General features: G+C 53.3%; 11 protein-coding genes. All 11 read left to right on the top strand.

The features are described from left to right. The first annotated feature begins 32 nt into the window (after positions 1 to 32). Positions 33 to 1,415: a DNA double-strand break repair protein Mre11 gene (gene mre11 / locus TK_RS11115; RefSeq protein WP_011251162.1), complete on the top strand. Its 1,383-nt coding sequence runs from the start codon at positions 33 to 35 to the stop codon at positions 1,413 to 1,415. Beyond that, complete coding sequence (gene rad50, locus TK_RS11110; RefSeq protein ID WP_011251161.1) at positions 1,412 to 4,063, top strand: DNA double-strand break repair ATPase Rad50; 2,652 nt, start codon at positions 1,412 to 1,414, stop codon at positions 4,061 to 4,063. Before mre11 ends, rad50 begins: the two co-directional genes overlap by 4 nt. Further along, positions 4,063 to 5,394, top strand: a complete 1,332-nt coding sequence (gene nurA, locus TK_RS11105) for a DNA double-strand break repair nuclease NurA (RefSeq protein WP_011251160.1) — start codon at positions 4,063 to 4,065, stop codon at positions 5,392 to 5,394. The genes rad50 and nurA overlap by 1 nt, the downstream gene beginning before the upstream one ends. 36 nt (positions 5,395 to 5,430) lie before the next feature. Continuing rightward, complete coding sequence (locus tag TK_RS11100; RefSeq protein WP_011251159.1) at positions 5,431 to 6,444, top strand: FecCD family ABC transporter permease; 1,014 nt, start codon at positions 5,431 to 5,433, stop codon at positions 6,442 to 6,444. Then, positions 6,441 to 7,169 (top strand): ABC transporter ATP-binding protein, encoded by a 729-nt coding sequence (locus TK_RS11095; protein WP_011251158.1) that lies wholly within the window; start codon positions 6,441 to 6,443, stop codon positions 7,167 to 7,169. The genes TK_RS11100 and TK_RS11095 overlap by 4 nt, the downstream gene beginning before the upstream one ends. Positions 7,170 to 7,205: 36 nt before the next feature. Continuing rightward, positions 7,206 to 7,805 carry an archaeal proteasome endopeptidase complex subunit beta gene (gene psmB / locus TK_RS11090; RefSeq protein WP_011251157.1) on the top strand — a complete coding sequence of 200 codons (600 nt, stop codon included), beginning with the start codon at positions 7,206 to 7,208 and terminating at the stop codon, positions 7,803 to 7,805. Between the two features lie 38 nt (positions 7,806 to 7,843). Continuing rightward, a complete protein-coding gene (locus TK_RS11085) occupies positions 7,844 to 8,947 on the top strand; it encodes an eCIS core domain-containing protein (RefSeq protein ID WP_011251156.1) in 1,104 nt (367 codons plus the stop codon). Next, positions 8,937 to 10,082 (top strand): threonine synthase, encoded by a 1,146-nt coding sequence (gene thrC, locus TK_RS11080; protein ID WP_011251155.1) that lies wholly within the window; start codon positions 8,937 to 8,939, stop codon positions 10,080 to 10,082. The genes TK_RS11085 and thrC overlap by 11 nt, the downstream gene beginning before the upstream one ends. 134 nt (positions 10,083 to 10,216) lie before the next feature. After that, on the top strand, positions 10,217 to 11,413 hold the full coding sequence (locus tag TK_RS11075; protein ID WP_011251154.1) for a hypothetical protein: 1,197 nt from the start codon (positions 10,217 to 10,219) through the stop codon (positions 11,411 to 11,413). A gap of 40 nt (positions 11,414 to 11,453) precedes the next feature. Continuing rightward, the gene (locus TK_RS11070) at positions 11,454 to 12,242 is read left to right on the top strand and encodes an extradiol dioxygenase (protein ID WP_011251153.1); all 789 of its coding nucleotides are present in this window, start codon (positions 11,454 to 11,456) and stop codon (positions 12,240 to 12,242) included. Positions 12,243 to 12,327: 85 nt separating this feature from the next. Then, on the top strand, positions 12,328 to 13,590 hold the full coding sequence (locus TK_RS11065; protein WP_048053783.1) for an ATP-binding protein: 1,263 nt from the start codon (positions 12,328 to 12,330) through the stop codon (positions 13,588 to 13,590). Positions 13,591 to 13,595: the final 5 nt, after the last annotated feature.

Genomic DNA, 13,595 nt, shown 5'->3' with positions numbered 1-13,595 from the left:
CTGGAGTTTTGGGCTGGTGGGAGGAATCTCCAATGAAGTTCGCACACATAGCTGACGTTCATCTCGGCTTCGAGCAGTACCGCCTGCCGTATAGAGCCGACGAGTTCGCGGAGGCATTCAGGCGGGCGATTGAGATAGCCGTAGAGGAGAAGGTGGACTTCATACTCATAGCTGGAGACCTCTTCCACTCCAGCAGACCCAGCCCTGAAACGCTGAAACAGGCGATGGAAATACTCTCACTGCCGAAGGAGAAGGGCATACCAGTTTTTGGAATCGAGGGAAACCACGACAGGACGCAGAGGAGGGTTTCTGCTTACCATCTCCTCGAAAAGCTCGGCCTGCTCTACCTCATCGGCCTCAGGGAGGAGAAGGTTGAGAGCGAGCACCAGACGAGCGAGAAGACCGAGAGGGGCTGGCTCGTTAAAGGGGTTTTTGAGAAGGGCAACAAAAGCGTCGAGATACACGGTATGAAGTACATGAGTGCGGCGTGGCTCGAAAAGAACCCGCCGAAGGAGATATTCAGGCCGGAGGGGGACTCCATACTCATGCTCCACCAAGGGGTTAGGGAACTCGTCGAGGAGATGATGGGCAAACTGCCTGAGAGCCAGCGCGACTACTACGAGCTCAAGCTCGGCGACCTGCCGAAGGGCTACCTCTACTACGCCCTCGGCCACATCCACAGGGCGTTCCTGACGAGCTACGACATCGGAAAGCTCGTCTATCCCGGCTCGCTCCAGAGGTGGGACTTCGGGGACTACGAGATAAGGTACCGCTGGGACGGGAATACCTTCAAACCGACCGCTGGGAACCCTAAGGGCTTCTACATCGTCGAGGACTGGGAGCCGAGGTTCGTGGAGCTGAATGTCAGGCCCTTCATTGACGTCAACATAAAGGCCGACGAAGAGACAGCAAAGAGGGAGCTGAAGCGCCTCTCCACCAAGATTCCAGAGGAAGCCTTTGTGAGGCTCGACATCCGCTGGGAGAGGCCCTACGACGTTTCAAAGCTCACCGAGCTGATAAAGGCCCGCTACGTCTACGTGAGGACGAGGTTCGAGAGGAAGCTGACCGGAAGAACCCCCTCGGGAGAAGTTCCAAAGCCAGAGGAGTACTTCATTCCCGTCGAGCTGAAGGCGATAAACCTCACGGGCGAAAAGGCTATCGAGTCTATTGAAGAAGTCGTTGAGCTCTTCCTGGGTGAGGGATGGGACGAGAAGCTTCCTAAGAAAACTGAAGAGCCCGAAAGGAAAGAAGATGCTACAGCCAAGAAAGAAGGAGGCCCTGAGAAAGAAAAGAGGCCCAAAACCCAAGGGAAAGAACAGAGGGAGACGAAAGAGCGCAAGGACTCTGAAAAGAAGGTCGTTAAAAGGCCTTCCAAAGGTTCAAACCTCCTCGACTGGCTCGGTGGTGGGAGATGAAGATTGAAAAGCTCATAATAAAGGACTTCCGCTCTCACGCCCTCACGAAGGTGAACTTCTCGAGCGGGATAAACCTGATAATCGGCCAGAACGGGAGCGGGAAGAGCTCTATCCTCGATGCCCTCCTCGTGGGGCTCTACTGGCCGTCAAAGCCGAAAGACCTGAAAAAGGACGACTTCGAGAGGATAAACGGGAGCGGGACGGAAATTACCGTGTTCTTCGAGAAGGGGAACGTGAAGTACCAGATACACAGGAACATCGGCAGGGGACTGGCCTTTGTGAAGTACCACGACGGAAGCTCCTGGAAGACCCTTGAGACGGGCCAGAAGCCCGTGAGGGATTGGATGGAGAAGCTGGTTCCCTACGATGTCTTCCTCAACGCGATCTACATCCGACAGGGCGAGATAGACGCTATCCTCGAGAGCGACGAGAGCAGGGAAAAAGTAGTCAGGCAGGTTCTCGGCCTCGATCGATACGAAAACTCCTACAAGAACCTTCTGGATGTGAGAAAGGAGATTGATGCAAGGATAAAGGCAATCGAGGACTACCTCAAGAGCACCGAGAACATAGACGAGCTAATAGGAAACCTCGAAAAGGAGCTCACTTCCGTCCTCAGGGAAATAAACGAAATCTCGCCGAAACTCCCGGAGCTGAGAGGGGAGCTTGGGGGGCTTGAGAAGGAGCTGAAGGAACTTGAAAAAACTGCTGAGGAACTCGCAAAGGCAAGGGTCGAGCTGAAGAGTGAAGAGGGAAACCTGAGGGAGCTGGAGGCTAAGAAGAGCGGAATCCAGAGCATGATCAGGGAAACCGAGAAGAGGGTTGAAGAACTGAAGGAGAAGGTAAAGGAGCTTGAGAGCCTGGAGGAAAAGGCAAAGGAATACGAAAGGCTCTCTAGGTTCTACAGGAACTTTACCGAGGGCATAAACAGAATAGAAAAGCTCCTGGCCACTTACTCCCAGCAGGCGGAGAACCTGAGGGAGCGCATTGACGAGCTGAGCAAGAAAGAGGCCCGAGTGAAGGAGCTCCTGAAGGAGAAAGAAGGACTTCAAAAAGAGCTGGGAGCCCTCGAAGAGGACCTCAAAGCATACCAGAGGGCTAAGGAGCTGATGGCCAACCTTGAGAGGCTGAAGAAGAGGCTCACGCTGAGCGAGGAGGAAATAGAAAAGCTAGAAGCAGAAATCCAAAAGGCCAGGGAGAGAAAGGAAGAGATCATGAAAGAACTCGAGGAGATAGGCTCAAGGAGGGGCGAGCTGAAGAGCATTGCTGGTGAGAGGAACAAGGCGCTAATGGAGCTCAAGAAGGCAAAGGGCAGATGCCCGGTCTGCGGGAGGGAGCTGACCGAGGAGCACAGAAAGGAGCTCCTCGAGAAGTACACGGCCGAGCTGAAGGAGATCTCCGCCGAGATGAAAGAGCTCGAAAAGAGGGAAAAGAAGCTCAGGGCCGAGCTCGTGGAGGTCGAGAAGACGCTGAAGAAGGAGAGGGAGCTGTTCGCCCTCAAAGAAGTCCTTGAGCAGATCAGGGAAACCGAGGAGAAGCTCAAGGAATACGACCTCGAAAAGCTCGAAGAGGCCAACGAGAAAGCCGAAGAGCTGAAGAAAAAGCTGGCTGGTTTAGAGGGCGAGATAAAAAGCCTGGAGGATGAGATTAAGAAAGGGGAGCTCCTCAAGAAGAAGCTCGCCCTTGTAGAAAAGAAGCTGAGGGAGCTTGAGGAGGAGAGGGCTTCCCTTCTCGGCGAGCTGAAAAAGCTCGGATTTGGAGACGTTAAGGAGCTTGAGGAGAGGCTGAAAGAGCTCGAGCCCGCTTACAAGCGCTACATCGAGCTTAGGCCAGCGAGGGACGAGCTCAAGCGGGAGGAAGACCTTCTGAAGAGCCTCAAGCTTGATCTCACGGCCATTCTTAAGGAAATCGAGAAGACCTCGAAGAGGGTCGAGGAGCTGAGGAAGAGAGTTGAAGAGCTCGAAAAGTCCTACGATAAGGACAGACACGAGGAGCTGAAGGGGAAGACGAGGGAGCTTTCAAACGAGCTTGCTGGCCTTGAGGCCCGCCTGAAGTCGCTCGAAGAACGCAGGGACGAGGTAAAGGCCAGCCTTGAGAAGCTGAGGGAGGAGAAGGAAACCAGAAAGGAGAAGGCAAAGGAGCTTGAGAAGCTCAAGAAAGCGAGAGAGCGCGTGCAGAGGCTCAGGGAGAAGGTTAAGGCCTACAAGAACCTGCTCAAGGAAGGGGCCTTGGCCAAGGTTGGCGAGATGGCGAGCGAGATATTTGAGGAGCTTACCGAGGAAAAATATTCGGGAGTCACCGTGAAGGCCGAGGAGAACAAGGTGAGGCTCGGCGTGGTCTACAACGGAAAGGAATACGGACTCGGCTTCCTCAGCGGCGGCGAGAGGATAGCTTTAGGCCTTGCTTTCAGGCTTGCCCTCTCCCTATACCTCGCCGGAGAGATAAGCCTGCTCATTCTCGACGAGCCGACGCCGTACCTCGACGAGGAGAGGAGGAGAAGGCTCGTGGACATAATGCAGCGCTACCTCAGGAAGATACCGCAGGTCATCGTTGTTTCCCACGACGAGGAGCTGAAGGACGCGGCGGATAGGGTGATAAGGGTGAGCCTTGAGAACGGCGTTTCAGTCGTCAGGGAAGCGGAGGTGGGCTGATGTACAGGCTCATCGACAGGAGGAGCGTGGACAGGATAAAGGCGCTCCTGGAGAGGGGCTACCGCGAGGCAGAGAGCAAGCTGGCCGAGATAGAGTGGAAACCTCTCCCGAAGGAGAGGAAGCAGACGAGGGTCTACGCCGTTGACGGAAGCCAGGGAAAGCAGAGGCTGAGCGGCACGATCTTCTACGCCGTTTCAAGCTACGCCTTCGGCAACGGGCCAGCTTATCGGCTTGTCTACACCAACGCGATGCTCTACAACCAGGGCATCTCCGATCAGATCATCAGGCTCCAGATGGAGACCCTTGAGAACAAGCTGGGCTACCTGTCCGCGAAGCTCGGGGACGTTGACTACGTCATGATGGACGGAACCCTGACGGGCTCCCTGACGAGGCCACCAGTCTATCCTGAGAGCGTGAAGGGTTTAACCACGATAGAGAACGCCCTCGGGAAAGGCAAGCTTAAAGAACTCGTCAAGAAGTTCGTGAGCCTCTTGGATGAGCACTATAAGGAGCTTGAGGACGGGCTGAGGGAGAAGGGCAAGATAAATGGAAACGTAATCCTCGCCGACGAGAAGCTTGAGGAGTTCGAGGAGTTCTACAAAGCCATGAAAGGCTACAAGGTTAGGGACTTTGCCGGAACGACGCCGAGGGGGATAAAGATATCCCGGGCAACGATAGACGAGTACCTGAAGGGAAGGAAGAGCGCAGAGGAGATATTCCAGGAACTCTTAAACGAGTACGGCGAGGAGAGGGAGCTTTCCCTCGACGACGCGAGAAATGCAGTCCACGTCGTTCTGGGCTACCTTGAGTACCTCTACTCCCTTGAAAAGCTCCTGAGGCTAAACCTCGTCTACGTCGCCAAGAGCTTCTACAACAGGAAGCTGACCCAGAAGCTCGGAATAGACATCGTTGACGTGCCCTACCTCGATGCATATCTAAGGAAGCGCTTCGGCGAGGAGATTCCGGGGTACTTCATCATAACCCAAGGGGGCAAGGCGATAAGCCACAAGATGCCAAAGGTTCTAAGGGAGACGTTCCCGCTCGTCGAGCACTACATTGAGCACGGCGTGCCCATGGCCTACGTGAGGACTATGAAGGGCGGGGTAATCTACCTGCTCCAGAGCAACCGCGAGGTAGACGATGATCTTTTGAGCGAGATTCTATGGCACGAGAGCAACGGCTACTTCAGGCCGCTCCAGAGGGCACACGAGGGCGTCAAGATCGAAAAGAAGGCCTTTGAGGCCGAACTTAAAGCCCTGCTCAACATAATAAAGGCCGAGAGCCCCGAGCTGAGGGTGTTCCTGAAGTACGGAAGAAGTCCGCTGGAGTAGCGAAAGGTTTAAACACCTGGACAAAAAGTCCAGCACATGCGGAAGATTATCCCAGCGCTCATCGTGCTCTCGCTCCTTTCAATATTCCTCGGGGTCTACATAGGTCCGGTCGGCCTGAGTCCTTCCGATGTAACGAGCGGCATAGCCTACGGGGTCAAGGTGACCCTCTCAAGATTCTTCCCGTTCAACCTCGGCGAGCCGCCGAAGTACTTCTCAATAATCTGGAAAATCCGCCTTCCCGAGGTTCTTCTTGCCTATCTGGTGGGCCTATCTCTCGCGTCGGCAGGAGTTGCATCGCAGGCACTCTTCAGAAACCCGCTCGCAGACCCTTACATAATCGGAATAAGCTCCGGTGCGGCGTTCGGCGCTGCGCTCTCCCTGCTGGTAGGGATAACCTACATGCCCTACCTGTCGCTGGCCTTCTCTTTCCTCTCGGTTTTCATCGTGTACTCCCTGGCCAGGACAAACGGGAAGGTGCCCGTTGATACCCTTCTCCTTGCAGGAATAGCCTATGGCTTCCTCGCCAACGCCGCCACCTGGTACATCTACGTCACCCACCCGCACAACGCCTACATCACTTGGACGTGGCTTCTGGGAAGCTTCAACGGGGCGGAGTGGAAGGAAGTTCTGATAATGCTCGTTGTTTCCTCGCTCGGGACGGGCTTTCTCATCTGGAAGTGGCGCGAGCTGAACCTGATTTTGCTCGGCGAGGAGAGCATAGCCCTCGGTTTAGATCTCCACCTGTACAGAAAAGTCTTCCTTGGCGTTATCGCCACGCTGACGGCCTTCGCGGTCTACACCTCGGGTGTTATAGGCTTTGTTGGTCTCGTCAGCCCCCACATAATGCGCATCATTCTGGGACCGAACCACAGGGAGCTTACTCCATCAACTGCCCTGTTCGGCGGAATCCTACTCGTGGTCGCAGACCTCCTGGCGAGAACCGTTGCAAAGCCGCAGGTAATTCCCGTCGGCATAATCACAGCATTTATGGGCGCGCCCTTCTTCCTGTATTTACTCATGAAGCACAAGAGGGGTGAGCTGATGAGATGAGGCTCTTCGCGAGGGTTTCATACTCCTACGGGCAGAGGGAAGTCCTGAAAGATGTTGAGATAGAGGCCAGAAGGGGCGAGCTGTTGGCCATAATAGGACCAAACGGGGCCGGTAAATCAACCCTTCTCAAGTCCCTCGTGGGCATTTTGAAGCCGATTGGAAAGGTCGAGCTGGACGGGAGGGACATTCTCACTCTCAAGCCGGCCGAGAGGGCCAAGCTAATAACGTACGTCCCCCAGAGCTCCTTCCCGGAGTTTGCCTTCACAGTTGAGGAGTTCGTGGAGATGGGGAGCTACATGACCGGTGGAAGCGTCGAAGACGCCCTCAGGAAAGTGGGTCTCTGGGAGAGAAGGAGGGACAGGATAACGGCCCTCAGCGGCGGGGAGTTCCAGCTTGCTCTGATAGCGAGGGCACTGGCACAGGGGAGCAGGGCGGTGCTCCTCGACGAGCCCACGAGCCACCTCGATGTCAACCACGCGCTAACGGTTATGGAGCTTCTCCGCGAGTTGAAGACGGAAAGGATAATCATAGCTGTTCTCCACGACGTAAACCTGGCCCTCGAGTATGCAGACAGACTCGTCGTGATGAAAGATGGAGAGAAGTTCTGGGAGGGGAAGCCAGGGGAGATAACGCCCGATGTCCTTGAAAGGGTTTACGGAATTAGGGCAAAAATAGTGGAAGTTGACTCCCACAGGGTCTTTATCCCAGAGCTGGCAAAGGTTTAAAACGAACGTGCGTTTCTTAGGTTAGGGGTGAGAAAGGTGGAGAAGAAAACGGGTACGACAACCGTGGGAATCAGGACGAAGGAAGGCGTCGTCCTTGCCGCTGACACTCAGGCTTCACTCGACCACATGGTTGAGACCCTCAACATAAGGAAGATACTCCCGATAACCGACAGGATAGCGATAACAACGGCTGGAAGCGTGGGCGACGTCCAGGCCCTCGCGAGGATGCTGGAGGCCGAGGCGAGGTACTACCAGTTCACGTGGGGCAGGCCCATGACCGCCAAGGCGATGGCCCACCTGCTCAGCAACATCCTCAACGAGAACAAGTGGTTCCCGTACATGGTTCAGATAATCATCGGCGGCTACGTGGAGGAACCCACACTGGCCAACCTCGACCCGCTCGGAGGGCTCATCTTCGACGACTACACTGCAACCGGCTCGGGCAGTCCCTTCGCAATAGCCGTTCTTGAGGACGGGTTCAGGAAGGACATGAGCCTTGAGGAAGCCAAGGAGCTGGCAGTCAGGGCAGTGAGAACCGCTGGAAAGAGGGACGTTTACACCGGGGACAGGAAGGTCCAGGTCGTCGTCATAAGCAAGGACGGCATGAAGGAAGAGTTCGTCGAGTTCAAGGAGTGAACCAATCTTTTTTAACCTCTTTCTTCGGAATCCCTACCATGTGGAAACCGGAGAGCAAAACCCTCGCACTCGGTTTAATCCTGCTCCTGTTCTCGTCCCTGTACTCTGCCGTTAAAGTCAGCGAAGGGGCCGGCTCCATACTGAGGAAAACCGACAAGATACTGACCCAGGTCGAGGAGATAAGGGGGCTGGAGTTTAAAGAGAAACCAACGATCGTCGTCATAAGCAAAACCACTGCTCTCGAAATGTGGAAGCCCGGAAAGCCCGATCTCGAGAGGCTCCGCAGGGAGGAGCTGGTCTACAAGATGACCCTTCTTCTCCCACCCGACTACGAATACATCAAAGAGGAGAGCGAGAGGAGCGCGGGCTGGATAGCGGCGACCGTTGGAGATACAATCTACATCATCGAGGAGAACTTCATGGCAGATCCCGACACGGCGAGAAGGACGATAGCCCACGAGAGCGTCCACGTACTCCAGAAGCAGTGGTTCAACGCCAAATACGGCGCAGACACCTTCGACGGAACCCTCGCGATCCAGGCTCTAATAGAGGGAGATGCTGATCTGGTTGCAGATATCTACTGCGAGAGGAACGGAATTCCGATCCACAAGATACGCTCGCTGAGCGGGGATCCACTAACGGACATCCACATATTCCCCTACGTCTTCGGAGACTCCTTCGTGAGATACCTCTACGAAAAGGGCAACTGGACGCTCGTGAATCGGGCCTACGAACGCTATCCAGAAACAACCCTTCAGGTAATGGTTCCAGAGTACTACCTTGAAAACAGGAAGCCAAAGAACGTGACGGTAGAAGTCCCAGAGAACTGGAGCATCCTTAGAAACGATAGAATGGGCGCGTTCTACCTTTACGTCCTCATGAGGGACGTTGCGAAGCTCGACAACGATACGGCATGGAACGTCTCAACGAGCTGGATGGGGGACAGACTGATCCTGGCCAACAACGGTACCGATTACGTTATCCTCTGGAAGGTTGAGTTTGAGGATGAAAAAGCCGCCGAACTCTTCGCGGAAACCCTGGAGAAGCTCGCCGATGGGAACACATACGCGACCTTCGAGATAATTCGGGATGATAATGTCGTTACCTTAAAAGCCGTTAGGAGGGTTAGAGTTGAAGCTTAAATGTCCAATATGTGGAAAAACTTACGATGAGCCCGTCCAGAGGTGCGAGTGCGGTGAACCAGTTGAGTTTGAAGCCTTCAATGCAGAGCCTTACCTTGGAAAGACCGTCTGGGAGAGATTCTGGGACTTCTGGCCAATAGAACCAGCAATGGATCTCTCGCTCGGCGAGGGGGATACTCCCCTCGTGAAGTCCAAACTTGGAAAAGAGCTCGGGGTAAAGCTCTACCTGAAGAATGAGACCGCAAACCCGACCTGGAGCTTCAAGGACAGGGGAACGTTTCTGGCGGTGAGCTACGCGGTCAAAGCGGGATACAAGGCCATTGGAACGGTTTCCACTGGCAACATGGCGGCCAGTGTAGCTGCTTACGCCGCGAGGGCTGGCCTAAAGGCCAAAATTCTCGTCTCAGAGAGCGCGAGCGAGGAGAAGCTCAAAACTGTGAGCGTTTACGGTGCGGACGTGATAAGGGTTAGGGGAGATTACGGAAGGCTCTACTTCGAGAGCCTGGAGCTGGGTGAGAAGCTTGGGATATACTTCATCAATTCCGACAACCCATTCCGCGTCGAGGGCTACAAGGGGATTGCCTTCGAGATGGCGGAGGAGCTTACTCCTGACTACGTCTTAATCCCCACGAGCTCAGGCGGTCTGTTCAGGGGAATTGCCAAGGGCTTCATCGAGCTGAAGGAGAGCGGGCTCATCGAAAAACTCCCAACGCTGATAGCAGTCCAGGCTGAAGGCTGTTCGCCGATATGCAGGGCCTTTAACGAAGGGAACGAGAGAATAAAGCGCTTCGAAAACCCAAACACGATAGCGAAGGCCATAGCAAATCCGTACCCGCCGAGCGGAAACGCCGTCCTTAAGTTGCTCCGCGACTTAGGCTGGAAGTGCACCACCGTGAGCGACGAAGAAATCCTCGAAGCGCAGAGAGAGCTTGCAAAGGAAGGCCTCTTCGTCCAGCCAGCGAGCGCAACGGGGATTGCTGTTCTCAAAAAGCTCGTCGAGAGTGAAAAAATCGATGAAGGGGCAAAAGTTGTGTCTATTCTCACGGGGTCAGGATTAAAAGTGCTCGCACATATGCCCTCCGGCAAAATAGTAAATTGTCCGCTGGAAGGACTGGAGAACTGTGTGTCATTTTAGTAAAGTATTCTGCCAAAGATGTAACGATGAGTTGCTGAATACATCAGATCGCGAAATACTTATATAAGATAAAAAACAATGACTCACTTGAGCCACAAAGGTGGCTCCCTTGAGAAGGAGTGGAGGTGGCTCTCTTGAGAAGTAAAAAGAAACTTGCAGTAGCTGCAGTAATCGTCGCAGTGATGGTAACTATGATAATACCCTCAGCCTACGGAGTCCAGCCGGACAACGCCGGAACGCTGTACTCTACATACCTCGACTGGCTCCAGGGAAAGCCAGTGGGGCTGGCGAAAATTAGCTTGGGAATGGACCACCAGATTCAAAGGGCCACCCTTGTGGTTGTGGATTACACCCTCGGGGAACCCAAGATCCTCTATCAAGGACCGATGCTGACACCTACAGTCAAGATACAAAGGATTCCTAAGGGCACAAAAATAGAGACAGTAATCAAAGATGGAAAGGTTGTTAGGGAGCCTAGGACTGTCTACAGGCCAGTTAAGCTACTGATTATCGTCTCGGGTGAGAACTACTGGGGAACCAAGTTCATTGAGTTCCATCCCGAGAAACCATTGACCTCCGTGAACATAAAAGTCCCCCTCCACAGGGACAACATAGGACCCTCAATCCAGAACCTCAACCCTAAAAATGAATTCCAAGCTACTAGCGTGAAAGTGGGAGATATGTTCATGGAGGACGTAAAAATATTCAGGCTTCACAGCGTCCCAGGGGTAGAAGAGCACCTGATAATAAACGAAGACGATACCCTAGCCATTGATTCATTTTCCCAGACCGTGGCCCAATGGGAACAGCCAAGCAGTGACAGATGGGAGCGTTCTGGAAGGGTTAGCACCCCCTTTGGATATGCCTCCGAAGTCCCGACTTCTGATGGGAAAATGAAAACAGTGTACGCCACTGTAAGGTACCGCATTGATAGGTACGATGTATGTGGATACCTAATCTGCAGGACAGTTTATGAACTTATCCCCCAAGAAATCGTGTACTTCTCAAAAATAGACACTGATAACGATCCTGGAACAATACCCTCAAACTTGATCAGGTACAGTCACCTCAGAGATGCAGGTGACGAGTTTACGGCGTATTTCCAAGAATCATCAGACGATGGTGGGGTATACTTTTCAACCTCAGTCTCGGCATGTGCTGGAGAGGGAGTCCAGATATGCTTCTCTGGAACAGTAGATACATACAGACAGTCCTCAAACAACAGACCTGCTGTTAAGGTGATAATAAACAGCTGGCACGGCAACGTTCTCTACTTTGCAAAATATTCCGAGAACGGCAACTACTATGAGGTTCCCCTACAGTGGGGATGAACCTTTTAGACTCTTTTTTATTATTTAAAATGGTGGTACCATGCTCTTTGGAATAGGCCTCATGCCCCACGGGAACCCCGCTCTGAGTCCCGAAGATAAGGAAACGGAAAAGCTCGCCGGAGTCCTGAAGGACATCGGGAAGGCCTTCTCAGACGCTGACTCCTACGTCCTCATAAGCCCTCACAACGTCAGGATAAGTGACCATCTCGGCGTTATCATGGCCCAGCATCTCATCTCCTGGCTCGGCTTTGAGGGCGTTGAACTTCCCGGGGAGTGGGAGACAGATAGGGGGCTTGCCGAGGAGGTTTACAACGCCTGGAAAGGGGCCGAAATCCCGACCGTTGACCTGCACTTCGCCAGCAGGAGCGGAAGGTATTCAAGATGGCCTCTAACCTGGGGAGAACTTATACCGCTCCAGTTCCTTGAAAAAAAGCCGCTCGTTCTGCTAACCCCCGCGAGAAGGCTTAGCAGGGAGACACTAATCAAGGCTGGGGAAGTCCTCGGCGAAGTCCTTGAGGGGAGTGAGAAGAAAATCGCGCTCATAGTGAGCGCAGACCACGGGCACGCGCACGACGAGAACGGTCCCTACGGCTACAGGAAGGAGAGCGAGGAGTACGACAGGCTTATTATGGAGCTGATAAACGAGAGCCGCCTTGAGGAGCTTCCAGAAATTCCGGACGAACTGATAGAGAAGGCCTTACCCGACAGCTACTGGCAGATGCTCATAATGCTTGGGGCGATGCACAGAGTTCCAGTCAAGCTCGTCGAGAGCGCCTACGCCTGCCCGACGTACTTCGGCATGGCAGGGGCGCTGTGGGTGAGGGAGTAGCGTGTAGTTGAAATACACACTTTATCCCTATTTTGTGTATTTCCAATACACAAGCTTTAAATACTATCGTGCATTATTTTTACACATGGTTGGGCTGAAGGAGATAACCCTTGAGTACATAGGTGCCCTTGATTACGTTGAGGAGATCGTGCGGGAAGTTGAAATGCCGCATGGAAGCGACATAAAGGCCATAATCGGACCCAGGAGGGTTGGAAAAACTTTCCTCATGCTGAAAAAGGCAAAGAATATGCTGGAAAACGGTGAGAACGTTCTCTACCTTCCGCTCGACGAGCCCGAGCTGGCAAGAATGGAGGCGAGAGAGCTCGCCGAAGAAGTCAGGAAGGAGTATCCAAGCGGAAAGGTCACCCTGTTTCTCGACGAAGTTCAGGAGTGGGGGGACTGGGACAGAAAGCTCCGCTGGCTCCACGACGTTAAAGACTTTGACGTATACGTCTCAGGCTCCTCGTCAGCACTCCTCTCCTCTGAGATACCCACGAGGCTTAGGGGAAGGCACCTCTCACGGTTCGTACTTCCCCTGTCTTTTAGAGAGATTACCGGAACCACCAAAGCTGATACGTTCAGGGAGAGAGGAAGGCTGAAAGCCCTTTTGCAGGACTACCTGAAATGGGGGGGCTTTCCTGAGGTTTGGAAGACCAGGTCTAGGGAAAAGGTCATCTCAATCCTGGAAACGGTTCTTTACAGGGACATAATCGAAAGGTTTTCCTTCCGGGACGTCGGGGAGTTCAAGGAGGTCTTTTACCACGCCCTGTCTCTTTACGGTAGCTATTTCACATACCGCTCACTCCAGAGGAGCCTGAAGGCCCTAGGACTGGAGCTAAATGTGAAGACCCTGATAAACTATCTCAGCGCCATGGAGAGCGCCTTCCTGATATTCCAGCTCCCCCTCTTCAGTCCCTCCCACAGAAAGACGCTCGTGAACCCGAGGAAACTTTATCTTGTGGACACTTCATTCACGAATCTGTTCTTTAAGGGGGAAGACGCCGGCAGAAAAATCGAAAACATGGTTTTCCTCGAACTCCTGAGAGAAAAGAGCTACTTCAACCCGATGATTGACCTTTCGTACTATTCCGACGGAGAGAGCGAAGTTGACTTTGTCGTGAGGGAAGGAAACGTCGTAAAAAAACTGATACAGGTAACCTACGAGCTCAACGCCTCAAACTACGAGAGGGAAGTTTTGAGCCTCGTTAAAGCAGGGAAAAAGCTCAAATGCGATGATTTAATCCTTGTAACGATGGATACCGAGGACAGAATAGAGGAAAGGGGTAAAGAAGTCAAAGTAGTTCCGCTGTATAAGTTTTTACTTGAAAAGAGACAGAAAAAAGCATAAAGCAA

The organism is Thermococcus kodakarensis KOD1 (genome assembly GCF_000009965.1).
Lineage (GTDB): Archaea > Methanobacteriota_B > Thermococci > Thermococcales > Thermococcaceae > Thermococcus > Thermococcus kodakarensis.
Note: the sequence above shows the minus strand (reverse complement) of the source record. Positions and strands in the feature narration are given on the sequence as shown.